Annotated in this window: 16 protein-coding genes and 1 pseudogene; 10 read left to right on the top strand and 7 right to left on the bottom strand. The window is 45.5% G+C overall.

Annotated elements, in window-relative coordinates:
* Window positions 1–2: 2 nt before the first annotated feature.
* Complete coding sequence (locus LC586_RS18960) at window positions 3–494, top strand: hypothetical protein (protein ID WP_229486279.1); 492 nt, start codon at window positions 3–5, stop codon at window positions 492–494.
* A 109-nt stretch (window positions 495–603) separates the two neighbouring features.
* Here the strand turns inward: LC586_RS18960 and LC586_RS18965 are convergent, their stop codons facing one another.
* The 3 genes from LC586_RS18965 to LC586_RS18975 form a co-directional block, all read right to left on the bottom strand.
* Window positions 604–1,656: an ABC transporter substrate-binding protein gene (locus tag LC586_RS18965; RefSeq protein ID WP_229486280.1), complete on the bottom strand. Its 1,053-nt coding sequence runs from the start codon at window positions 1,654–1,656 to the stop codon at window positions 604–606.
* Between the two features lie 160 nt (window positions 1,657–1,816).
* Complete coding sequence (locus LC586_RS18970) at window positions 1,817–2,146, bottom strand: 4Fe-4S dicluster domain-containing protein (protein ID WP_185582283.1); 330 nt, start codon at window positions 2,144–2,146, stop codon at window positions 1,817–1,819.
* On the bottom strand, window positions 2,143–3,762 hold the full coding sequence (locus LC586_RS18975; RefSeq protein WP_229486281.1) for an FAD-dependent oxidoreductase: 1,620 nt from the start codon (window positions 3,760–3,762) through the stop codon (window positions 2,143–2,145). The genes LC586_RS18970 and LC586_RS18975 overlap by 4 nt, the downstream gene beginning before the upstream one ends.
* 831 nt (window positions 3,763–4,593) lie before the next feature.
* On the opposite strand from LC586_RS18975, the gene LC586_RS18980 reads away from it, so the two are divergent.
* Window positions 4,594–6,309 (top strand): iron uptake porin, encoded by a 1,716-nt coding sequence (locus LC586_RS18980; RefSeq protein ID WP_229486282.1) that lies wholly within the window; start codon window positions 4,594–4,596, stop codon window positions 6,307–6,309.
* 35 nt (window positions 6,310–6,344) lie between these two features.
* On the opposite strand, the gene LC586_RS18985 is transcribed toward LC586_RS18980, so the two are convergent.
* Together LC586_RS18985 and LC586_RS18990 are read right to left on the bottom strand one after the other, a co-directional pair.
* A complete protein-coding gene (locus tag LC586_RS18985) occupies window positions 6,345–7,355 on the bottom strand; it encodes a glycosyltransferase family 2 protein (RefSeq protein WP_229486283.1) in 1,011 nt (336 codons plus the stop codon).
* A 107-nt stretch (window positions 7,356–7,462) separates the two neighbouring features.
* Entirely contained in the window at window positions 7,463–8,173 is a 711-nt protein-coding gene (locus LC586_RS18990) for a TVP38/TMEM64 family protein (RefSeq protein ID WP_229486284.1), read from the bottom strand.
* Between the two features lie 508 nt (window positions 8,174–8,681).
* Here LC586_RS18990 and ssuD point away from each other — a divergent pair.
* The 4 genes and pseudogenes from ssuD to LC586_RS19010 all read left to right on the top strand — a co-directional run.
* Window positions 8,682–9,818, top strand: a complete 1,137-nt coding sequence (gene ssuD / locus LC586_RS18995; RefSeq protein ID WP_229486285.1) for an FMNH2-dependent alkanesulfonate monooxygenase — start codon at window positions 8,682–8,684, stop codon at window positions 9,816–9,818.
* Window positions 9,819–9,990: 172 nt separating this feature from the next.
* Complete coding sequence (ssuC, locus tag LC586_RS19000; RefSeq protein WP_229486286.1) at window positions 9,991–10,818, top strand: aliphatic sulfonate ABC transporter permease SsuC; 828 nt, start codon at window positions 9,991–9,993, stop codon at window positions 10,816–10,818.
* 136 nt (window positions 10,819–10,954) lie between these two features.
* The gene (locus tag LC586_RS19005) at window positions 10,955–11,725 is read left to right on the top strand and encodes an ATP-binding cassette domain-containing protein (protein WP_229486287.1); all 771 of its coding nucleotides are present in this window, start codon (window positions 10,955–10,957) and stop codon (window positions 11,723–11,725) included.
* 221 nt (window positions 11,726–11,946) lie between these two features.
* A pseudogene (locus tag LC586_RS19010) lies at window positions 11,947–12,624 on the top strand (D-2-hydroxyacid dehydrogenase); the annotation flags it as partial.
* Here LC586_RS19010 and LC586_RS19015 read toward each other — a convergent pair.
* Window positions 12,621–12,809, bottom strand: coding sequence for a hypothetical protein (locus LC586_RS19015; protein WP_229486288.1), 189 nt, complete (start codon window positions 12,807–12,809; stop codon window positions 12,621–12,623). The pseudogene LC586_RS19010 and the gene LC586_RS19015 overlap by 4 nt on opposite strands.
* Window positions 12,810–12,902: 93 nt before the next feature.
* Here LC586_RS19015 and LC586_RS19020 point away from each other — a divergent pair, with 93 nt between their 5' ends.
* The 4 genes from LC586_RS19020 to LC586_RS19035 all read left to right on the top strand — a co-directional run bounded on the left by LC586_RS19020 (window position 12,903) and on the right by LC586_RS19035 (window position 22,286).
* Window positions 12,903–13,079: a hypothetical protein gene (locus tag LC586_RS19020; protein ID WP_159402606.1), complete on the top strand. Its 177-nt coding sequence runs from the start codon at window positions 12,903–12,905 to the stop codon at window positions 13,077–13,079.
* 360 nt (window positions 13,080–13,439) lie between these two features.
* A complete protein-coding gene (locus LC586_RS19025; protein ID WP_229486289.1) occupies window positions 13,440–16,355 on the top strand; it encodes a glycerol-3-phosphate acyltransferase in 2,916 nt (971 codons plus the stop codon).
* 772 nt (window positions 16,356–17,127) lie between these two features.
* Complete coding sequence (locus LC586_RS19030; RefSeq protein WP_229486290.1) at window positions 17,128–17,418, top strand: helix-turn-helix domain-containing protein; 291 nt, start codon at window positions 17,128–17,130, stop codon at window positions 17,416–17,418.
* Window positions 17,415–22,286, top strand: coding sequence for a PAS domain S-box protein (locus LC586_RS19035; protein WP_229486291.1), 4,872 nt, complete (start codon window positions 17,415–17,417; stop codon window positions 22,284–22,286). The genes LC586_RS19030 and LC586_RS19035 overlap by 4 nt, the downstream gene beginning before the upstream one ends.
* Window positions 22,287–22,956: 670 nt before the next feature.
* Here LC586_RS19035 and LC586_RS19040 read toward each other — a convergent pair.
* A complete protein-coding gene (locus LC586_RS19040; protein ID WP_229486292.1) occupies window positions 22,957–23,313 on the bottom strand; it encodes a hypothetical protein in 357 nt (118 codons plus the stop codon).
* Window positions 23,314–23,375: the final 62 nt, after the last annotated feature.

A 23,375-nucleotide genomic window follows, 5' to 3' on the forward strand; every position in this document is an offset into this window, starting at 1 on the left:
GAATGAGAGTTTTAGAGAGCTATTGCGTAAGTCCTAAGTTTATAAGCCTGGAAGTTGAGCCTTTGAGCCTGGAAGTTGAGCCTTTGAGCCTGGAAGTTGAGCCTTTGAGCCTGGAAGTTGAGCCTTTGAGCCTGGAAGTTGAGCCTTTGAGCCTGGAAGTTGAGCCTTTGAGCCTGGAAGTTGAGCCTTTGAGCTTGGAAGTTGAGCCTTTGAGCTTGGAAGTTGAGCCTTTGAGCTTGGAATTTGAGCCTTTGAGCCTGGAAGTTGAGCCTTTGAGCCTGGAAGTTGAGCCTTTGAGCTTGGAAGTTGAGCCTTTGAGCCTGGAAGTTGAGCCTTTGAGCTTGGAAGTTGAGCCTTTGAAATACTTAATTAACGCCGTGTGCAACTTTCTCTCAAACCTAACCCCCAACCCCTTCCCTACAAGCGTTGGGGAGCAAGAATCAAAGCCTCTCTCCCCTTGGGGGAGAGGTTTGGAAGTGGGGTTTAAAGAATAAGTCCCACATCGCGTTAATTACAAAAATTTGTTTTTCTTGCTTAGAAAAGTTACTGATTCCTGCCTCCTCTGCTCCCCCTACTCCCTCATCTCCCTCATCCCCCCACTCCCTATTTCTCTTCAGCAACCCAATCTGTTAATTTAAAGTCCGACTTTGCTAAACCCTGCGAGACTAAAAAATTCTTTGTCCCCTCTAAAAGTTTCACACCCTCGGCTGGTAATGGTTCTTCTGATATTTGTTTGAGCGGTAACGATACTTTAATAATATTGAGGGGATATTTAGTAGTTTGGGCATGGTACTGATAATATTCTTCAGAATTAGCTTTTAAATCCTTAGCTGCTTCTGTGAGAATTGCATTAAATTTCTGTGGAAAATCAGGTTGTTTCGCCAGAAAGCTTTCGGTTGCTACAACTAATGATGTCCCTGACAGACCTTTATGATTCGCAGAAGAATCAATCACTGGAAACCCTTGTGATTTCAAAAAAGGCCCCAAATCACTTGAAGTTGCATAAGCAGCTATATCACCACGTTCTAAAGCAGCTTTTGCCTCAGTAGTCATCAAATGAACAACTTTTACATCCTTGGCAATTTTAGCTTCAGCTAACAGACCCAGCAGGTATCGATGCATATAAGAACCTTTTTGGGTAGCTATTTTTTCACCTTTGAGTTCAGCAAGCGATCGCGCCCCATTCTTTTTCGCTACTAACCAGGCGGTTGTATTAAATTGAGTAATCCGCAATAATCGGGTTTCCTGACCCCTCGCTCTCAAAACTATGGCTGGTGTATCTCCTAAAGAGCCAACATCTAATTGTCCAGCGACAAGCGCCTCATTTAGATCCGGCCCGTTAGGAAACCTTGCAAAAGTAATGTTTTTAAATCCCGCTTTTTGCAACTCACTATCTAATATTCCTTTTTTCTTTGCCCAACCAAGTGGCCCTGTAGGTTCTGAACTACCTACATAACCTATTCGTAGGGTAGAAATGTTGTTAGATGCAGCTACAGCACTATTGGCCTTAATAGCCTCAATAGATTGAGCAGATTTTGTTTCGCCTTGGCTACATCCTGTAGTTAGTAGTAGTAGGATACAAGCCACTGATGTTGATAATCTTGAAGGAAGTTTATTTTTACTGATAGAACCTGTTCCTACTGCGATTGCTAGCATGACTCTTTTCTCCGTCGTACTATACGCCGTGTGCAACTTTCTCTCAGACCTAACCCCCAACCCCTTCCCTACAAGCGTTGGGGAGCAAGAATCAAAGCCTCTCTCCCTGTGGGGGAGAGGTTTGGAGAGGGGTTCTAAGGATAAGCTGCACATCGCGTTACTATTTCATCTGCTTCAGAATTTGGAATGTTTGATCGGCTTTTGCTGTTGATGTACGTTTATGTCCCCAACCGATGTTTTCCCGGTAACTACCCAGTAGCCCAACTTCTGCCAATTCTGCCTCGTTGACCGAAGTCGTCACATCGCTTTCTGGTGCAACATAAAGAGCATCAACTGGACAATACAATTCGCACATATAACAGGTTTGGCAGTCACTCTGTCGAGCAATAGTTGGCGGCGCATCGGGTACTCTGTCAAACACGTTGGTTGGACAAATGTTTACGCAGATATTACATTTTATGCACCGCGACTCGCTGACCAACTCAATCACACTAATGCTCCTATTTTGGGTTGTGACTTTTCTGTACTATGTAAAGGCTGAGTTTTCACCCAGACTTGATCTAATCCGCCACTAATCAGGTGATGTTGCTGGTTAGCATCAAGTTCTGGATAATCTAGATGTTTGTGCATACCACGAGTTTCTTTACGTTCAATGGCACTGCTGTACATCCACCTCGCTGTGGCTACCATCGCCGCCGCTTCTCGCGCCCGAATTAGCTCTTTATCTGATGTTACCTGGCTACTGCGGAGTTCTTGCCAAAGATGATTTAGCCTACCCAAAGACTCGCTTAAGCCTTGTTCTGTACGGAAATAGTTCTTTTCGTAAGGAAATACTTCAGCTTGGACTGCTTGAATAATTTCATCAGTTGCTAAGGTTTGAGAGCGATCGCTTTGTAATACTACCTCTCCAACACCCAAAACTAGTCGTTGAGTTTTGTGTTCTCCCAAACTGCGGCTATATTCAGCAGCCGATTTCCCCGACCAATAGCCAGAAGATATTGCCCAAGCTGCATTGTGGCTACCGCCGCCAGTAAATCCACCACAAATCAGTTCGCGTGTGGCGGCATCTCCTGCTGCATAAAGTCCCCGCACAGAACTGGCACAACTCTCATCTACAATCCGAATTCCTCCCGTACCGCGCACCGTTCCTTCTAGGCGCAGAGTCACAGGGAAACGTTGAGTAAATGGATCAATACCTGCACGGTCAAAGGGTAAAAAGAAGTTGGGTTGCGCTAAACGCATAGATGCCCGCATCGATTCAGCCGCTTTGTCTATGATGGCGTAAACTGGCTGTTGCAACAATGTCTGGGCAATTACTGAACGTCTATGAGAACTTGCACCCGGAATCACACTACCATCTTCGTAGGTGAAGGTTGCCCAATTATAGAACAGGGTTTTGGTGACTGAAGAAAAGGCGGGAGAGATGCCATAAGCATTAGAAAATTCCATACCCGACATCTCAGCACCAGCTTCTGCCGCCATCAGATAACCATCCCCTGTCAGGACGTTGCATCCTAACGCTTTACTGAGAAACGCACAGCCACCTGTTGCGATAATTGTGGACTGCGATCGCACTACCCATTTACTACCAGTTTGACGGTTCACACCTGTTGCACCAGCAACAGCACCATCGTCATCTACCAGTAATTCTAAGGCGGGGCTGTTGTCTAAAATTTTGACTCCTGCCCGTTGAATTTGCCGCCGCATCAGCCGCATATACTCAGGCCCTTGCAGCGATCGCCGATAGGGTTTACCTTCATCGTCCGTGGGAAAGGGATAACCCCACTCTGCTAACTGATTGACGTTTACGTAGGTCTGATTCAATACCCGATCCATCCAGTTGCGATCGGATAAAAACCCACCCAACGATTCCCGACTTGCTTTTGCTGTTTCTCGTGCTTCTGGGTCAGGTGGCACATACCACACACCATTACCAGATGCAGCAGCACATCCAGTCGTACCACAATATCCTTTGTCTACCAGGACAACTTTAGCTCCACTTGATGCAGCACTCCAAGCCGCCCAAGTGCCAGCCGGCCCACCCCCAATTACCAACACATCTGCTTGGAGGTCAAGTTCAAAATCGGTTGTTAACGTTTTCAGCATTTAAAATATCTTCCCCCACCGATAAAGTCTTAAGCATCAAGTCTTCACCCCATCAATGCTGCACACTATCCGAAATCTGTTTGCTTACCTACTTGATACCTTACTAGTACCGCAAGGCGGAATTCAAAATTCAAACAGGTATACAGCATAAGCGTTTCATTGATTTAGAATGGGTGGTTTATTTACGCCGTGCTGTACTAGTAGGCTCATTGCGGCTCCTGAAAGCAGGTTACTAGCAGATTATTATAGCCTTAAACTACTTTAACCTGATCGAATAACCGTAGTTTATTTATATAACAAAGCTTTTCACAGTTTCTAACAAAAAGCAAGCACTTTTACAAACAAATTAAAACGTAAAGTTCTGTAAAATAAATTTTCTATCCCTCAAAGGACACTTGCTTTTTATTGTGTTTTGTGCAAACATCCAAAGTTAGTTCGCAAACCACTAAATTTCGATAGACTTACTGTGGTTTAATGAGTTTCTCTAAACAAGTGCAAGGAGTGCCATTCTTGCTTGATGATTGGATTGTTAAAAGGCTTGAAACAATAATAGTTTTACTGAGCAACCTATAGCAATCTTTAGATAATCTGCTCCTGAATTCTGCTGTATATAGCAGTCCTAAATCATTTGTGAAAATTATATATCTCTTTCTTCTTTCTTCCCTTTGCGCCCAAAGCCAATACTTTGCGGTTCGTTTTCAAATTTTATATTTTTCACGAATCAAATAGGACTGCTATATACGGATGTTCGCTCTTCCACAAGTTCTTGTAGCTCATAAAAAAGATTAACCAACGAAATTAAGTTGATATTGTGTGAGGAACAAACAACCCATGTCTAAAATTTTGTGGAATTATTTGCTAGTGATTCCAGCCTTGTTCGGTGGACTCATAGTTTTATCTTCAGCAGCAAGTGCATCTGAAGTAGAAAAGACGACACAGCAAGTAATACCAATTGACAAGAATATTGCTCAAAGAACTCCATCACTCTTGGATAACACAGTAAAAGTGCAAGTTTTAGGTGTTCCTAGCGATCGCATAGAGCAAGTTACATCTGTATCACAACTATCTGATGTTAATCCTACAGATTGGGCCTTTCAAGCGTTGCAGTCTCTAGTTGAGCGCTATGGCGTGATTACGGGATATCCAGATGGCACATTTAAAGGTAATCGGGCGCTAACTCGTTATGAATTTGCCGCAGGCTTGAATGCAGCCCTTGATCGCCTCAACGAATTGATTGCGACTAGCACTGGAGAGTTGGTACGAAAAGAAGACTTAGCTACTCTGCAAAAACTGCAAGAACAATTTGCATCTGAACTCGCCACACTGCGCGGACGGGTAGATGCTTTAGAGACGCGTCAAGCTAACATAGAAGCCAATCAGTTTTCTACAACTACCAAACTGATTGGTGATGCAACATTCCTGGTAGCAGATACATTTGGCAATGCCTACGGCGGGCAAAGCCAACGCGCCAATAATACTCCTGCTGATGATACAAATGATGGAACTCAAACCTTTTTTGCTTATCGTGCCAGACTTAACTTTCAAACGAGCTTTACAGGTAGAGATCAACTAACCACTCTTTTAACAGCGGGAAATAACATTCCTAACTTGGCGGCTACTACGGGAACCCACATGACCCGTTTTACCATTGATGGTGACGGGAGAGCTGATACCTATCTTAGTCAGTTAACATATCGTTTCCCGTTAGGCTCAAAAGCTACTGTATGGGTAGGGCCTAGAGCGCTTCAACCAGCTGTGTTTACTCCCACCTTAAATGGTGCGGTTGCTGGCCTAAACGGTGCTGTTTCTCGGTTTGCCACATTCAACCATACCATTTATCGACCAGGCTTTGATGGTGCGGGTTTAGCTCTTGGGTATAAGTTTAGCGATCAATTGCAATTAAGCTTAGGTTACATAGCAGATAATAATCAGGCTCCTAACCCTACCCGTGGACTTTTCAATGGTACTAATTTGGCACTTGCTCAGTTAACCATATCACCCACGCGCCAGTTAGATATTGGTCTAACTTACACCCGCAAATACTATATTGATAACACTAGTGGTGATGACCCTAATTTTAACGTCACTGGTGGTACAGGTAGCGTTTTCGCCAGAAATCCTTTTGAACAAAATTCCACTACAACCGATAACTTCGGATTTCAATTTAACTGGAGAACCAGTCGGAGCTTAATTTTAGGTGGTTGGTTCGGCTATACACGCGCCAATCAAAATAGAGGTGGTGATAGTGATGCGACGATTATTAATACTGCGCTGACAGTTGCTTTACCAGACTTGTTTAAGAAAGGCAACGTGGGTGGCATTATCGTTGGGATACCGCCTAAAGTCACGAGTAGTGATTACAGAAATAGCGCTGGGCTGCTTCGAGAAGATCCAAGTACTTCTTTACACCTAGAGGCTTTCTACACCTACCGGGTGAATGACAACATCACTGTTACTCCAGATTTTTATGTGATTACCAAACCAGAACATAACGATAACAACGATCCGATTTGGGTAGGTGCGCTCCGCACTACTTTTGCTTTCTAGCCCACAGAATTTTTCTTTAGCTATGAATTATTCGGTCAATACTTGTCTAGATTTTGAGTAGCATCCTGAAAATTATCTAGTTTGTCAGAATTGTTCGTTGAGTTGGAATTGTCATAGAAACCACCTACCTCTGCCAAAGTATAGAGGGGCCTGGCTTTAACTTCTTCATAGATGCGCCCTATATATTCGCCTAAGATGCCAACACTGACTAACTGCACAGATCCGAGAAAGAAGATTGCCATCAAAATAATCGTAAACCCAGTTAAAGGCGAATGGGGAACAAAAAGCCGCCAATACAAGACTAATAAAGCCATCAAGATAGCCGCCGCCGCCGCTACTAACCCTAAGTAGGTTGATAACCGCAGTGGTACTATTGAAAAGGACACTAGACCATTGATGGCAAGCGCCAAGGATTTGCTGAAAGTGTATTTAACTTCCCCAGCAAAGCGGGGGTTGCGCTCGAACCGAATTGCTGTTTGCTGAAAGCCAACCCAAGAACGCAGACCACGAATGTAGCGGGTGCGTTCTGGCATAGAATTGAGAATATCTACGATCTGCCGATCCATTAAACAAAAATCACCAGTATCAGTAGGAATCTCTACATCTGCAAGCTTCTTGAGGACGCGATAAAAGGAGTAGGCAGTAAAACGCTTAAACCATCCTTCCTTAAGGCGTTGAGTGCGTTGAGCGTAGACGACTTGATAGCCCTGTCGCCATTTTTCAATCATGTCGGGGATTAGTTCTGGTGGATCTTGTAAGTCAGCATCAAGGATGATGATAACTTGACCCCGGACAAAATTCAGACCAGCCGTAACTGCAATCTGGTGACCAAAGTTACGAGCAAAGCTCAGATAGCAAATACGCGGGTCTTTTTGATGGAGTTCTCGTAGTAGTTGTAGGGAGCGATCGCGGCTACCATCATTGATTAAAATTAATTCGGCAAGACCATCCAGCCGATTCATTACTGCACTCAGTCTGCGGTATAGTTCAGGAATAATTTCTTCTTCGTTATAAATTGGAACAATCAATGAATACTTTGGTAGCATCTAAAAATCTTGTTTAATTTTTGAACAGCCAAGTTGACAGACTGCTTGTAATCATCAAGGTTTTGTTCTCAGTATACTTAGCAATAGTCAAGTCAGATTGCTATAGTTTATTTATTCTTCGGGTTGATGTCATCTGAAGGATTTGATTCTTTCAGACTTTCTACAGCTTTTTTGGGAAAACTCCGGCGATGGCGATACCAAGTAGACCCTGCTACCAGGGTTCCAGTTAAGCCCAAGGCGAGTACTAGCGGCAAGAAATCGCCTGTTTTGACTGCCTTCAGACCAGAACTACCCAGTAGTACAAAAGGTAATACACTAGGAACAGTACCAAGTGTTGTACCTAGAACATAATCTTTAAAGCTGATCGAAGTCAGTCCAGCAACAAAGTTGACCAAACCATAGGGCATGATTGGTACTAATCGGATGGCAAACATATAAAAAAGCCCTCCACGCCGCACCTGGGCATCCATCGCTTGCCAGCGTCCTGCTAGTCGTTTTGCAACTGTTTGCCGTCCAATAGTCCGAGTAAAAATAAAGGCAATTATTGCCGCAATGACTGCTCCAACACTAGTCCAGAAAGTACCCAGCCAAGGGCCAAAAATTGCACCTCCAGTCAAATTTAGCACTGTTGAGGGCAAAACTAACATAGTTGCTACAACGTACAAAGCAACATAAATAACAGGTGCCCAGATACCAGAAGATTTTAGCAAAGCTTGAATTTGTGCTGGTTCAATGCCGCCAAGAAGATATACTGCTATACCAGTCGCAATTATACAACTCAGTGTAAGTACTAAAATACCAGCTTTCAAGTTCCACACTAAAATACTCCTGCTTTTTTTGTAAAACAACCCATATTTGGCAAATTTCCCGATTAATTCTTGAAAACCTTGGTTTTGGAAAGTAAAGGAAATAATGACTGAGAGAATCAATGATTAGAGAGTCTAGCCATCAGTAATCATAACCTTTATCAAAAAAATGGGTATAAGACCCGGTGCTTCACGCAATGCTTTAATAATTGATTTGGATTTATTACAGAGAATCTGATATTAGGAATCCCCGACCGTTTACGGCGGGGAGGATGTCAATTACGGTAAAGCTTGTTCGACAAAATAAGCTTTCGACAAAACTTGTATTCTTCACGACAGCCATCTTTGCTCCAAAAGTGTAATGATTACCAGAATTATCTGCAAAAAAGTAAATTTTGTCGGCAGTTATTCTTTATGAATCTACACTGGTTTTTTAATTAATTTCCTGTAAAATGCTGATCATAAACTACGGTAACTTTGTCAAATTAACGTAGTTTTTATCCCTCATACCCTGACAAACATGCAAATTCTCTGGTTTATTCCGACTGGATCTCATGACGGACGCTATTTAGGCACAGATATTGGCTCTCGTGTTGCCACACCTGATTATTTGCAGCAAATTGCCCAAGCTGTGGATAATTTAGGCTACACGGGCGCATTGTTACCTACAGGGACTTCTTGTGAAGATGCTTGGATAACTGCCGCCGCTTTCATCTCTGTCACTAAGCAGATGAAATTTCTTGTAGCAATTCGTCCAGGAATTACTTCCCCAGGTGCTGCTGCCCGGATGGCAGCAACATTTGACCGAATTTCTAAAGGAAGATTGTTAATTAATGTGGTGACAGGTGGAGATCCGGTGCAACTTGCTGGGGATGGCTTGCATCTTAGTCATGACGATCGCTATGATTTAACCGATGAATTTCTCATAGTTTGGCGGGGTATCGTCAGTGGGGAAACAGTTGATTTTAAAGGAAACTACCTGGATATCAAAGGTGGTAAACTCCTATTTCCACCAGTTCAAAAACCCTATCCACCTTTGTGGTTTGGTGGTTCATCTGCTGCTGCCAAGCGGGTTGCTGCTAAACATATAGATGTTTACCTAACTTGGGGCGAACCTCCACAACAAGTAGCCCAAAAGATTGCTGAAGTTCGGCGACTGGCGGCTGAACAAGGTAGAACAGTCCGTTTTGGGATTCGCTTGCATGTAATTGTGCGAGAAACCGAATCTGCGGCTTGGGATGCTGCCAATGAGCTAATTAAGTATGTGGATGAGAATGCGATCGCAAAAGCTCAAAAAGACTTGGCTAGTTCTGATTCTGAAGGACAGCGGCGCATGAGTCAACTACATAGTGGTAGTCGAAAAACTTTAGAGATTAGCCCCAACCTCTGGACAGGAATTGGATTGGTGCGAGGTGGTGCTGGTACAGCCCTAGTTGGAGATCCCGACACCGTTGCCGCTAGGATGCTGGAATATCGCAATTTGGGCATAGAAACTTTCGTGTTTTCTGGATATCCCCATTTAGAAGAAGCATATCGCACTGCTGAATTATTATTTCCACGCCTACCTTTGCAGAGTGAACCTGCACCTTTAACGCCACCAGTTAGCGAAATTGTCACTAATGAAAAACTTGCTAAACAACTAACAAGTGCTTCATGACAATGCCAATTTTAGATTTTGGACTTCGACTTCTCTCCGAGACGCACTTGCGTTCGCTCAGTCGAACGATTTGGGATTAAGCAAAAATACCAAATGTAAAGTCTAAAATCAAAAGCTTGATGCTTCTAAATTCATCTTTGTGAACAATCTAAAATCTAAAATCCACAATTCCATGACTATTACCTTTAAACACACCAAACGCAACAATAATATATCCTTGAGCGAGGTGTTAGACAACCCGCAAATCGAAAAAATAGTTCCTTGGATTGTACCTGTTCTAGTACTAGTACTTTGGGAACTTTCTTCCAGAAGTGGTTTACTCTCAACCAGAATTTTACCAGCCCCTAGTGGCGTAATAGCTACAGCGATTAAACTAGCCTCCACTGGAGAACTTTTTCAACATATAGGAATTAGTGCTGGGCGGGCGATATCTGGTTTTATAGTTGGTGGCAGTATTGGCTTTGGTTTGGGATTACTCAATGGCTTTTCTCGTCTAGCAGAAAAGTTATTTGATAGTTCTCTGCAAATGCTCCGCACTATCCCCAATTTGGCATTAATTCCGCTAGTGATTCTCTGGTTTGGTATTGGCGATCAAGCTAGATTATTTCTAGTGTCTATGGGTGTATTTTTTCCGATATATCTGAATACATTTCATGGCATCCGCAGTGTTGACTCTGGACTGATTGAAATGGGAAAAGTCTATGGGTTAAAAACACCACAACTTCTGTGGCAAATCATTTTTCCAGGAGCTTTGTCTTCGATTCTCGTTGGTGTCCGTTTTTCCTTGGGGATTATGTGGCTGACACTAATTGTGGCAGAAACGATCGCAGCAGATTCCGGACTGGGTTATATGGCAATGAATGCCCGTGAGTTTATGCAAACCGATGTTGTAGTCTTGAGTATTGTGATCTATGCATTGCTGGGGAAATTAGCAGATGCTGTTGCCAGAGGATTAGAAACCAAATTCTTGGCTTGGAACCCTAATTATCAAAAGTCATAAATGTCAAATTCACCAGAGTCAAAATTTTAAAACTATTGATGTCAAATTTTGACTTCTAATTTTGAGTGTGATTTATAAATTCAACGTCTCATCAAACAATTAAATTCCAATTTTTCTAAAAAAGGAGATTTTGCAAGTGAGTTCTAATGTACAAGGTACACAACTAAGTATTTTAGATTTGACGAAGGCTTTTGGCAAGAAAACTGTTTTAAACTCGTTGAATTTAGAAGTTGAAGCAGGTGAGTTTGTCGCTATTGTTGGACGTAGTGGTTGTGGTAAAAGTACCTTATTGCGTCTTGTGTCAGGATTAGATAAAGCAACTTCAGGCGGAATACTACTGGATGGAGAACCACTGCGTAGACTCAGCCGTTCTGTAACGGTAATGTTTCAAGACCCCCGCTTGCTGCCGTGGAAGCGTGTTGTTCAGAATGTGGGGTTGGGCTTGGAAGGTAATTGGCGTGAAAAAGCTTTGTGGGCACTTGATAAAGTCGGACTCAAAGATCGGGCTGATGAGTGGCCGTATGTCTTATCTGGTGGACAACGGCAACGGGTATCATTGGCAAGAGCATTAGTCAGTCAGCCCCGTTTGTTGTTGTTAGATGAACCTTTGGGAGCATTAGATGCTCTAACTCGCCAAGAGATGCAGCATTTAATTGAGAATTTATGGCAAGAGCGGAGATTTACTGCATTTTTGGTTACTCACGATGTGGAAGAGGCTGTGGCTTTGGCAGACCGAGTGATAGTGATTGAACAAGGGCAGATTTCTGTGGATTTGCCTGTGAGACTTTCACGCCCGCGCGATAGAAGTAGCGAAGTGTTTGTCAATATTAGAGAAACAGTTCTTCAGCAAGTAATGGGTAATGAAGGTAGTCAGCCAAATAACCAATTATTGCAGTTGAGTAGCTAAGTTTAGCTTTCGTTAGTTGATTAATATAATGCTTGAGGTAGCTGCAGTAAAATATGCTACTTCGAGAATTAATGGGATTAATATAGTAATTTTATTTGATTTGGGATCGAACCGCAGAGACGCAGAGAACGCAGAGAGAATTAAGAGGATTTTCATGAATGATTTAGGATTGCTATAGTCTTGAAAGAGATTATTTAGATGGAATGTTAGCATTTTTGCTTATTCCGATCGCAGAATTTGTAATCACTTATATACTGGCTCATGCCAAGCATCTGCCAGAATTATATGCTTTACAGGCAGAACGTCACTGGAAAAAAGGCTTTGCTATCCAAGAGTTGACAGATGCGACCTTGCTAATTATTGGCGCTGGTGGTATTGGTCAAGAAATCGCCGCCCGTGCTAAACCCTTTGGCTTGAAAATTATTGGCAGTCGCCGTCATCCCCAAGAGCTACCAAATTTTGATCAGGTAGTGGGTGCTGATGAATGGCGTAGTTTACCGCCGTAGGCATCGCTCCTGCCAGCCGCAGACTATGTAGTTATTGCTACACCATTAACTCCAGAAACTAAAGGCTTGATCGATGAAGCTGCATTGCGCTCTATGCGTCAGTCTGCTTACTTAATTAACATTGCTCGTGGTGCGATCGTAGATGAAGCCGCATTACTTACCGCACTACGTGAGGGATGGATTGCGGGTGCTGGATTAGATACAGTAGCTACAGAACCTCTGCCGCCGGAAAGTCCCTTGTGGTCGTTGCCAAACGCCTTTATCACACCCCATTGTTCAGCCCTTTCGCCACGCCTCAGAGAGCGAATAGCACAACTATTTATTGACAATCTCAAACGCTATCAAACTGGTCAGCCCTTGCGGAACGTCGTAGACAAGCAAGCAGGATACTAAAATATGGGGAATTGGGAATTGGGCATTGGGAATTGGTTATTCGCCTTGTCTCCCTCATCTCCTTCATCCCCCTCATCCCCCTCATCTCCCTCATCTCCCTCATCCCCCTCATCTCCCCCTGCTCCCTCATCCCCCACTCCCCACATTTGTATAAATAAGACTAATACCTCTAAAGAAGTAAGCAATTATGGTGATGGAAAAATTGCCAAGCTGAAACAAAATAATATCAGGAATTTAACGTCATCCGTAAAGAGAAGGACTACAATCAAAACGGACAAATGTTTCATGCTCCAACAAGAGAGGATTACAAAGCTATGTCCGACTTAAATCGCGGAATTATGAAATTTGAGGGTGCAGATTCCCCAAAAGTAGTCACTATCTCTACCGTGCTGCTTCTGGGATCGATCGCTGCTCTCATAATCTGGGCGCTGCAAGCTGCCTATGCGCTAAACTAAAACCATTAGTAGCTTAGAAGGACACTGGCAAAAACGGTTGCCGTCGTAGCCAAGTGTCCATTCAGCAACTAATAATTGAATAAGAATCCAGAATCCAGAATCCAAAATCCAGAATGCTTTTCCTTTAGGGATTCAAACCAACACCTAATTGTAGACCTCTAAATCTATAATTTGGAGCGCTGGAAACCCCTGTGTTCATCCCTACCTATACTCCAATCCATTCTGAATTCTGACGACTGGCGCCTGAATTCTTTTTGATAAAAACGCCCTAATAACTACTATCAAAAATTTTAGAAAAACTTTAGATTTTAGATTTAAGGTTTTAGATGGAAAATTTAAATCTAAAGTCCAAAATTCAGAATGTTTGAACCTTGGGGTGTCTTAGTTATTTTAATTGTCTGCCCCCTCTTGGGCGGATTACCCCTGATTGCATGGATTACTTACGCGCTAACGCGCAAGCAACTATCACAAGTTGGTACAAAAAACATTAGTGTATCAGCTGCCTTTTATCACGGCGGTAGGTTTGTCGGAATTCTGGCAGTCTTGTCAGAAGCTTTGAAAGGAGTTGCAGCAGTCTTACTCACCCGCGTTTTCTTCCCGGAGGGATCGTCTTGGGAATTGATCGCCCTGATCGCTCTGGTAATAGGCAGATACTGGATAGGCAGGGGGGCAGGTACAACAAATGTCGTTTGGGGATTTGTCGTACATGATCCACTGGTGGCAATATTTGTATCGTTCTTTGCAGGAATTAGCTTTACAATTCTGCAATCAAGAAAGGTAGTCAAATTTGGGGTTTTGCTTCTCTTTCCTGTGTTTGTGATCATTCTCCACATTAGCGATTTCCCCAGAATGCTTGCTGCTATCGCCTTAGCTGGTTTAATGGGCTGGATTTATACTAAAATTCCTGATGATATGAATCTGCCAGCCCAAGAGGCACAAACAGAATCGCAAGCGATGTTGGAGTTTTTACGCGGCGATGTCTACGACGGGCTACGCCAACGCGCTATGGTTTCTCTAGATGAAGAGTTGGATGCTGCTATTGTCGGAGAAAAAGCGGCTACGTTATCTCAAATTAAGCGTTGGGGTTATCCAGTCCCTAAGGGATGGGTACTCGCCCCAATTGATGATCCCGATCTGTTGACAGAATTTCTCCAGCCATCAGAGTTATCTCCCTTGGTGGTACGTTCTTCTGCCATTGGAGAAGACTCAGAACACTCTTCTGCTGCTGGGCAGTATGAAACAGTTTTAAATGTTACCACCTCAGAGGCATTACAAAAAGCGATCGCTCAAGTTCAAGCTTCCTACAATCATCCATCTGCCGTCCAATATCGGCGCGATCGCGGCTTAAATGATACAGCAATGGCTGTGTTGATTCAACAACAAGTCCAAAGTGTATATTCTGGTGTAGCTTTCAGCCGCGATCCCATTACTGGGCAAGGTGATGCAATCATCATTGAAGCCCTTCCAGGCAGCCCGACGCAAGTCGTTTCGGGAAAAGTCACACCAGAACAATATCGCGCTTTTGTCATTGAAACAGAAAATTCCTCCTCTGTGCAATTAGAGGGTCAAGGACGAATCCCCCAAGCATTAATTAAGCAAGTTGCATACTTAGCCTATCGACTAGAAAAACGTTATCATGGCACTCCTCAAGATATCGAATGGAGTTACGACGGTCAAACACTCTGGGTGTTGCAATCTCGACCGATCACCACTCTACTACCAATCTGGACACGCAAAATCGCCGCCGAAGTGATTCCCGGAGTCATTCACCCCTTAACATGGTCGATTAATCGTCCCTTAACTTGTGGAGTTTGGGGAGACTTTTTTACTCTAGTTTTGGGCGATCGCGCTTTAGGGTTAGATTTCACTGAAACAGCAACTCTGCATTATTCTAGAGCCTACTTTAATGCATCCCTCTTAGGAAATATTTTTATCCGCATGGGATTGCCGCCGGAAAGTTTGGAATTTTTAACTAGAGGAGCTAAATTAAGTAAACCGTCCTTGCAGTCAACCTGGGAGAATTTACCAGGACTAGGAAAGTTGCTGAGGCGGGAATTAAGTTTAGAAAAAGACTTCAAGGAAGATTATCACAAACGGTTCATTCCTGGTTTGTCGCAGTTGGCACAAGAAGATATAGATAACTTGGAACCAGCCAAGCTGCTAATCAGAATCGACTTTATTTTAGAGTTGCTACGTCATGGGACATATTACAGTATTTTAGCTCCCTTAAGTGCTGCCGTGCGGCAAGCGATTTTTCGGGTGAAGGATGGGCAAATTGATAATAGCGTTACTCCAGAGGTAGCGGCATTGCGATCGCTGAGTGCAATAGCAACAGATGCCAAACAAGTATTGCTTGAGTTTGAACCACAGCGAGTATTTGAGCAATTAAAGCAAACCCCAGAGGGAGAAAAGATCCTGCGAGAATTTGACGAATTACTTCAGGATTACGGCTATTTAAGTGAAGTGGGAACAGATATTTCCGTTCCTACTTGGCGGGAGAATCCCCAGATGATTAAGCAGATGTTTGTGCAGTTAATGCAGGGTAACGAACCACAATCAGGCGCAAAAGACGCAATTAATAGTATTTTTGCTGGTAAGCGCAAAGGTGGATTTGTGCAACGGCGTGTAGATATCAAGGGACGAGTTACCGAAGTTTATTCACGGCTTTTGGCTGAATTGCGTTGGAGTTTTGTAGCTTTAGAGAAGATTTGGTTAAAGTCCGGCTTACTCCAGAAAACAGGAGATATCTTTTTTCTAGAGTTTGATGAAGTGCGGCGTTTAACTGTGGGTGACGATTCTAGGTTAATTGAGGATTTAGATGAGTTAGTGGAATCGAGGCGATCGCAATTCGTCCAAGATAGTGAGATCATTCAAGTACCCCTTTTAGTGTACGGCAATACACCCCCTCACCCCTTAGCTCCCTCTGAACTCTACTCCGATCAAATATTACAAGGGATTGGAGCCAGTCAGGGACAAGCTGAAGGCAGGGTGAAGGTGTTACGAAATTTACAAGACGTGCCAGACATTGATCGAGATACGATTCTGGTAGTACCTTACACAGATTCCGGCTGGGCACCTTTGTTATTAAGGGCTGGAGGATTGATTGCCGAAGTTGGTGGACGGCTTTCTCACGGTGCGATCGTTGCTCGTGAGTATGGGATTCCCGCAGTAATGGATGTTCAAGGCGCTACATGGCTACTGCAAGATGGTCAACGGGTAAGGATTGATGGCTCTACGGGTATTGTGGAATTATCTAACGATTTAAGACCCCATTGATTATCACTTCTGGTGAAAAACTTGCCAGATGTTGCTTAGAGGATGTTTTAAAAGTCCTCTGGTCGGTAGCAAAACGTTTTAAGTTAATTACGCACTGTACAAATGCATCGTGATGTGAATTAACGATGCATAGGTTCTTTTAGGCTTTTCTTAATTAACCTGCGATCGTAAATAGACCGTGCTGTAGGGGCACAGCAATGCTGTGCCCTTACGAAAGATGTAATTTTTAACTAGTTCCGTGGGTTTAAGTCCCCCGGTTCAATAAAAATTTTGTTTTGTGTTGGGGTTATATCATGTCCGCATAAATAGTTACGCTAACCACAGTCATTACACCCCACCCCCAACCCCTCCCGAAGAGCGGGGAGGGGAGACAAAGCATAGCTTTGGCGGGGTGGGGTTCTTTGGGTTTAATAAGTAATCAAGCGGACATGATATTAACGGGAGCATCCCAATGCAAGCAAATTTACCAAGTTAGCAGGTAGTCATTGCGAATGGAGCGAACGCGAGTGCGTCTCTAAGAGTTGCGGAATGAAGCAATCGCAAAGTCTAGATGCTGCGATTGCAACTCTTAGAGACGCTACCGCGAACGCTTCATTTCATTACGTACCCTGCGGGAACGCCAAGGGCGAACGCAATGACAAAATATGTTTTTACACATTTGGGATGCTTGCAAAAAAACAGTCTACGTCTTGAGATAGATTGTCTATTTGCCAAAACTAACCAAAATTTATAGAATTTATAGAAATAAAGGACTTTATAAAGTTTGAGTCGTATGCCTTTCCATCAGGATTACCTTGGTGTTGAACAACCAGCCGTGGGTCAATTGATTCGGGAACTCCGGCAAACCCTGAAGCTGACACAGGAGAAGTTTGCGACTCAACTCGGTGTCACGTTTCCAACGATCAATCGCTGGGAAAACGGACATGCGACTCCTTCTCCTTTGGCACTTAAGCAAATTGACACTCTGCTTAACCAATTGTCTGAGTCACCCGATGCCACCTTACAAAAACGCAGTCAGACAATTCGAGAAAAATACTTTCCGACAAAGGATCTCAAAGCATGAAGGCAGAGGAACACAAGGCTTGGGCTGAAAACCTCTTTGTTGGTGGCGGCGAGATAGGTGCATTGTTGAGATCGCACAATTGGTCGCAAACGCCGCTAGGGGCTGTGGAAACCTGGCCGGACAGCCTAAAAACGGCTGTGCAGATCCTGTTGACAGAACTCGATCAAGTCCAGCAGCCAGAAAAAACGCAGCTAGGATCTGATCTGCCGCCGGTTAGCACATCAACAGATGCCTTGCGTCAAGCTGCCCAAGCCCATGCGTTTCGAGTCAAGCTGACCAATGCGCTACGCCCTCTGACTGACGCTAATGAGATTCAGGCGATCGCTGCCCGCACTTTGGGCGATTCTCTAGGCGCAAGCCGCGTTATTTACATTGAAGTGTTACCGGGCAGCAAGGAAGTCATCGTTCATAAAAACTACACGAACGGCGTTGCCGAACTGAGCGGGCTGTACCATCTGGAAGACTTTGGGCGCAACCTGACAGATGACCATCGAGCGGGGCAAACGGCGATCGTTCCCGATGTGGCAAACTACCCCAAATACACAGCCAGCCAGAAGGCAATGTATCAAACGATTGATATTGCCGCGCATATTGATGTGCCCCTGATCAAGAACGATCAATTTGTCGCATTGCTGGCGGTGCATCAGGCAAACCCTCGTGCGTGGACGGAAGACGAGGTGAAACGAGTCGAGGAAACAGCAGAGCAGACGTGGGCGGCCGTCGAGCGTGCCCGTGCTGAAGCAGCATTACGCGAGAGCCGCACCGAACTCGAACGGCAACAGCGGAAGTTCGACGCGATCGTCGCTGCAATTCCCGATTTTATTTACACCTTTGATTTGGCGGGACGGTTCACGTATGTCAGCCCGGCGTTGCTCAATCTTTGGCAGAAAACTTCGGATGAAGCTTTGGGAAAGAATTTTTTTGATCTGGATTATCCAACCGATTTAGCAACCCGACTTCAGCAACAGATTCAACAAGTGATCGCCACGCGCCAGCCGCTCAAGGATGAAACGCCCTACACTAGCGCAATCGGCACGCGTGCCTATGAATACATTTTCGTGCCACTTTTGGGCATAAACGGCGCAGTAGATGCAGTCGCAGGCGTGACGCGAGATATCACCGATCGCAAGCGGGTAGAGCAAGCTTTGCACCAAAGCGAGAAGCAGGCTCGAAATATTCTGGAGAGCATCACTGAAGCCTTCTTTGCACTGGATGAGAACTGGCAGTTTACCTATATGAATCCATCTGCCGAAATACTGCTTGATCGCACTCCAGGCGATTTAATTGGCAAGAATTTGTGGGAAGAATATCCAGGACTGATTGGCAATGAGTTGGCGCAGATTTACTGGAGCGCCATGCGCGATGCCTACGGCGGGCGGAGCCATCGCGTGGCTGCGTCAATGACCGCGTTTTACCCGGATCACGATCGCTGGTACGAGGTTCGCAGCTACCCCGCCCCAAAGGGTATCACCGTTTATTTCAAGAATGTTACCGAGCAGATTCAAACTGCCGCAACCCTGCGTCAATCCGAAGAACGCTACCGGACGCTGTTTGAGTCGATCGACGAAGGCTTCTGCATTATTGAAGTGCTATTTGACGAAAATGATCCGCCGAATGCCTCCGGCAGTGCGCTTCGCGCCAGCGACTACCGCTTCTTAGAGATCAATCCCACCTTTGAGGAACAAACGGGACTTCAACAAGCAGTCGGGAAAACGGCGCGTCAGTTAGTTCCAGATATAGAAGACCATTGGATTCAGATTTACGGTCAAGTTGCTCTAACGGGTGAACCTGCTCGCTTTGAAAATGGCTCTCTTGCAATGAACCGATGGTTCGATGTGTATGCCTGTCGCATGGGTGAGCCGGAGGGGCGAAAAGTTGCCATTGTCTTCAAAGATATTAGCGATCGCAAACGGGCAGAAGAATTTTCGCGGCGAACCGCCGAATTTAATGCTTTCCGCGTCTCTCTCACCGACGCGCTCCGCCCCCTTGCCGACCCAGTAGAGATTCAGGCTACGGCCAGCCGTGTGCTTGGCGAATATCTCGGCGCGAACCGTGTATTGTACTTCGAGGTTCGCGGCGCTGATTACGTCGTTGAGCGTGATTATGTTAACGGAGCCGCAGCACTCGCCGGCAACTACCCGGTTGATTCGTTCGGGCCGAAGTTGCTCGCGGCGTACCGCACTGGTCGCGCCGTGTGCGTGTCTGATGTGGAAGCCGATCCCAACCTGTCCCCATCTGAGCGAGCAGCCTATGCCGCGATCCAGATCGGTGCTTACATCTGTATACCCCTGGTCAAGAGGGGCGAGTTCGTAGCTGGGCTGGCAGTTAACACATCCGAACCGCGAGCTTGGACGCCGGACGAGGTGTCCTTGGCGGAAGAAGTAGCCGAGCGCACTTGGGCGGCAGTCGAACGCGTCCGCGCCGAAGCAGCCTTGCGCGAATCGGAGGAGAAATACCGCACGCTGTTCGATTCGATTGACGAAGGTTTTTGTCTGGTCGAAGTTTTATTCGACGATGCCAAAAAGGCAGTTGACTACCGCTTTCTTGAAACCAATCCGGCATTCTTGAACATCACCGCGCTCGAAAACGCAATTGGCAAAACCGGCCGCGAGTTGGTGCCGGACATTGAGCCGCACTGGGCGGAAACTTTCGGTAAAGTCGTCAAAACAAGACAGCCCGAACGGTGGGTCAACAGTTCCGAAGCGATGGGGTTCTGGTTCGATTTGTACGCTTTCCCGGTGGACGAGCCGGAAGAGCATAAAGTCGCCATTATTTTCAGCAACATCACGGAGCGCAAACAAGCCGAACGACAAGTGGAGTTTTTGACCGAGTTAAGCCGAAGACTCGGCACGGTGACGGATGCAGTGGAAATCAACCGCATTGTCACACGCGAAGTCGGAACCTTTTTGAACGGGCATCGCTGCTATTATCTCGATGTCACGCCGGACGGCAGCCAGGTAACGGTTCTACCCGATTGGCGGCTCGACGGATCAGATCTTGCCGGAACTTATGACCTTTCCCTTTTCGGCGCGAAGGAATGGTGGGAAACAGCGGCACGTTTACCGTTCGGGATTGACGACGTGAACGTGCATCCCTGGACAAAGGATTTCGCCGACAATTACACGCTCATCAATATGCAATCCTACGTCATCGCACCGTTTGTCCGTGAAGGGCGTTGGGTGGCTTCGATCGGAGTCAGTTCCAACAAGCCGCGCCATTGGACGGCGGATGAGATGTTGTTGCTGGAAAACGTTGCAGCGCGTGTTGCTCCGCTGATCGAACGCGCCCGCACTGAAGCAGCCTTGCGCGACAGTGAAAACCGCTTCCGCATGGCGATCGAAGCTGCTCAATTAGGCACCTGGGACTGGAATCTCATCACCAATCAATTGATTTGGGATGAGGGTTGCAAAGCCATGTTTGGCTTACCACCAGAAGCCCAGAGCAGCATTGAGGTCTTTTTTGCCGGATTGCACCCCGACGATCTCGAACGAATAGAACAGATGGTGCAATGGACTTTGAACCCAGCAAGCAGCGGCAAGTATGACGTAGAATATCGCACGATCGGGATTCAGGATGGGGTTGAACGGTGGATTGCGGCCAGAGGACAGGCTTACTTTGATGCTGCCGACAAGCCACGACGCTTTGTCGGCACTGTACTCAATATCACTGAGCAAAAACGGATTGAGGCAGAACGAGAACAACTCCTTGCCCGTGAGCAAGCCGCAAGAGAGGCAGCCGATCGCGCCAACCGGATCAAAGATGAGTTTTTGGCGGTGCTGTCCCATGAATTGCGATCGCCTCTCAACCCGATTTTGGGCTGGACGCACTTACTACAAAACGGCAAACTGAGCGAAGCCCGTAGAGCCGAAGCCTTGAAAATTATCGAGCGCAATGCCAATCTACAGACGCAACTTATCGAAGACTTGCTCGACATCTCCCGCATCATGCAGGGCAAACTAAGCTTAACAGCGGCTCCGGTCAGTTTGAACTTTGTGATTTCTGCCGCCGTTGAAACGGTGCGTTTGGCAGCAGAAGCAAAAAATATTGCGATCGCTCTCGATCTTGACTCTGAGATCGCTTTGATTTCTGGCGATGCAGCCCGCTTGCAACAAGTGATGTGGAATTTGCTTACTAATGCAGTTAAGTTTACACCCAACGGCAGACAAGTGACCGTTGAACTGCGGCAACTCGACGGGCTAGCTCAGATTCGGGTAATCGATACTGGCAAAGGCATCAATCCACAGTTTTTGCCCCATGTATTTGAATATTTTCGGCAAGAAGACGGCTCAACGACACGCAAATTTGGCGGGTTGGGATTGGGGCTAGCGATCGTGCGACAAATTGTAGAAATGCACGGGGGTACGGTTACAGCAGAAAGCCAGGGTGAGAATCAAGGCGCAACCTTCATCATCCAATTGCCTGTGATGCACCAGGCAACATTGATCGCATCCGAGCCAATCCACACCCAGACAGAAGCAGAAGTGCCTTTAGACGGCGTTCAAATTTTGCTGGTGGATGATGAACCAGATACCCGCGAGTTTCAGGCATTTGTGCTGTCACAAAGCGGGGCAAATGTGACAGCCGTCGCTTCTGGCTTAGAAGCTTTGCAAGCTCTAGAGCAGTTCACTCCTGACGTGCTAGTGAGTGACATAGGTATGCCTGAGATGGACGGCTATATGCTGATGCAGCAGATTCGATCTCGCCCACCGAATCAAGGAGGAAGCATTCGGGCGATCGCACTGACTGCTTATGCCGCAGAAATTGACCAACAAAGAGCACTTCAGGTAGGATTTCAAACTCACATTACAAAACCTGTAGAGCCAGAGGAGTTAGTGAGGGCGATCGCAAACTTGCTAGAGGGCAACTAACTTTCCGCAGGGCAAGAAGAAAACAGATCACTGATGGCGTAAGTCCTAACAAAAATAAATTTATGAGAAGGAGTCAGAATTCAGAATTCAGAATTCAGAATACCCCATGTCTGAAGTCAGGGGTAATATCATGTTCGCATAATTAGTTATGATTTCCACAGTCATTGCACCCCACCCCTTAATCCCCTCCCCGCTTGCGGGGAGGGGAGACGAAGCGTAGCTTTGGCGGGGTGGGGTTCTTCGGGTTTAATAAGTAATCAAGCGGACATGATATTAATTATGATTTCCACAGTCATTGCACCCCACCCCTTAATCCCCTCCCCGCTTGCGGGGAGGGGAGACGAAGCGTAGCTTTGGCGGGGTGGGGTTCTTCGGGTTTAATAAGTAATCAAGCGGACATGATATTAGTTATGATTTCCACAGTCATTGCACCCCACCCCTTAATCCCCTCCCCGCTTGCGGGGAGGGGAGACGAAGCGTAGCTTTGGCGGGGTGGGGTTCTTCGGGTTTAATAAGTAATCAAGCGAACATGATATAACGCTCACGGAAAGAATTTTTTCTTCTCCACGATTAAAATCGCTTGCTCTAAACCTCGATTCTCCATCCAGTCGCACAGAATCCCCAAGCTGGATTCTGGCTCCTGAATTCTGAATTCTTCTTCGGTAAAATCCTAATATACCAAGGGTGTCGCGCCGCGCATCTGACGTAAAGAATTTATACAAGCAGGACAATCGCAGCCAAATAAGTTGATTGCAACATTGCTTTCTTCGTCATTGAACTCCAGCATGGGAGCATCTTCTTGAGAAAACTCTATTTCACGCTGATAGTTAGGAATTTGAGCCAATACGGAAGCCCTTGCACATACTAAACCCACTTTATGTTTATTGCGTATACAAGATAGACGGTCTGTGGTTTTGGCTGCTGGTTCTGGCTCCATAGCTTGTGCGTGATTAAGCATTACTCCCATAGAGAGAATAGAGCTAATCAGCACAGGAGAAGAAAGCAAACTCAGTATCAATTTGTTCATTGATTTTCTTAGAAAACAATCTCGATTGCTCAGATTATCCGATTAAATCTTACAGTGCAAGT

This window comes from Nostoc favosum CHAB5714 (assembly GCF_020829495.1).
In the GTDB taxonomy this organism is placed as follows: Bacteria; Cyanobacteriota; Cyanobacteriia; order Cyanobacteriales; family Nostocaceae; genus Nostoc; species Nostoc favosum.

Coding starts and splice junctions, on each gene's coding strand:
- LC586_RS19025 (WP_229486289.1), top strand. CDS start 13,440: ATGTTTGAACCTTGGGGTGTCTTAGTTATTTTAATTGTCTGCCCCCTC.
- LC586_RS18960 (WP_229486279.1), top strand. CDS start 3: ATGAGAGTTTTAGAGAGCTATTGCGTAAGTCCTAAGTTTATAAGCCTG.
- LC586_RS18975 (WP_229486281.1), bottom strand. CDS start 3,762: ATGCTGAAAACGTTAACAACCGATTTTGAACTTGACCTCCAAGCAGAT.
- LC586_RS19040 (WP_229486292.1), bottom strand. CDS start 23,313: ATGAACAAATTGATACTGAGTTTGCTTTCTTCTCCTGTGCTGATTAGC.
- LC586_RS19020 (WP_159402606.1), top strand. CDS start 12,903: ATGTTTCATGCTCCAACAAGAGAGGATTACAAAGCTATGTCCGACTTA.
- LC586_RS19035 (WP_229486291.1), top strand. CDS start 17,415: ATGAAGGCAGAGGAACACAAGGCTTGGGCTGAAAACCTCTTTGTTGGT.
- ssuC (WP_229486286.1), top strand. CDS start 9,991: ATGACTATTACCTTTAAACACACCAAACGCAACAATAATATATCCTTG.
- LC586_RS18985 (WP_229486283.1), bottom strand. CDS start 7,355: ATGCTACCAAAGTATTCATTGATTGTTCCAATTTATAACGAAGAAGAA.
- LC586_RS18965 (WP_229486280.1), bottom strand. CDS start 1,656: ATGCTAGCAATCGCAGTAGGAACAGGTTCTATCAGTAAAAATAAACTT.
- LC586_RS18980 (WP_229486282.1), top strand. CDS start 4,594: ATGTCTAAAATTTTGTGGAATTATTTGCTAGTGATTCCAGCCTTGTTC.
- ssuD (WP_229486285.1), top strand. CDS start 8,682: ATGCAAATTCTCTGGTTTATTCCGACTGGATCTCATGACGGACGCTAT.
- LC586_RS19030 (WP_229486290.1), top strand. CDS start 17,128: ATGCCTTTCCATCAGGATTACCTTGGTGTTGAACAACCAGCCGTGGGT.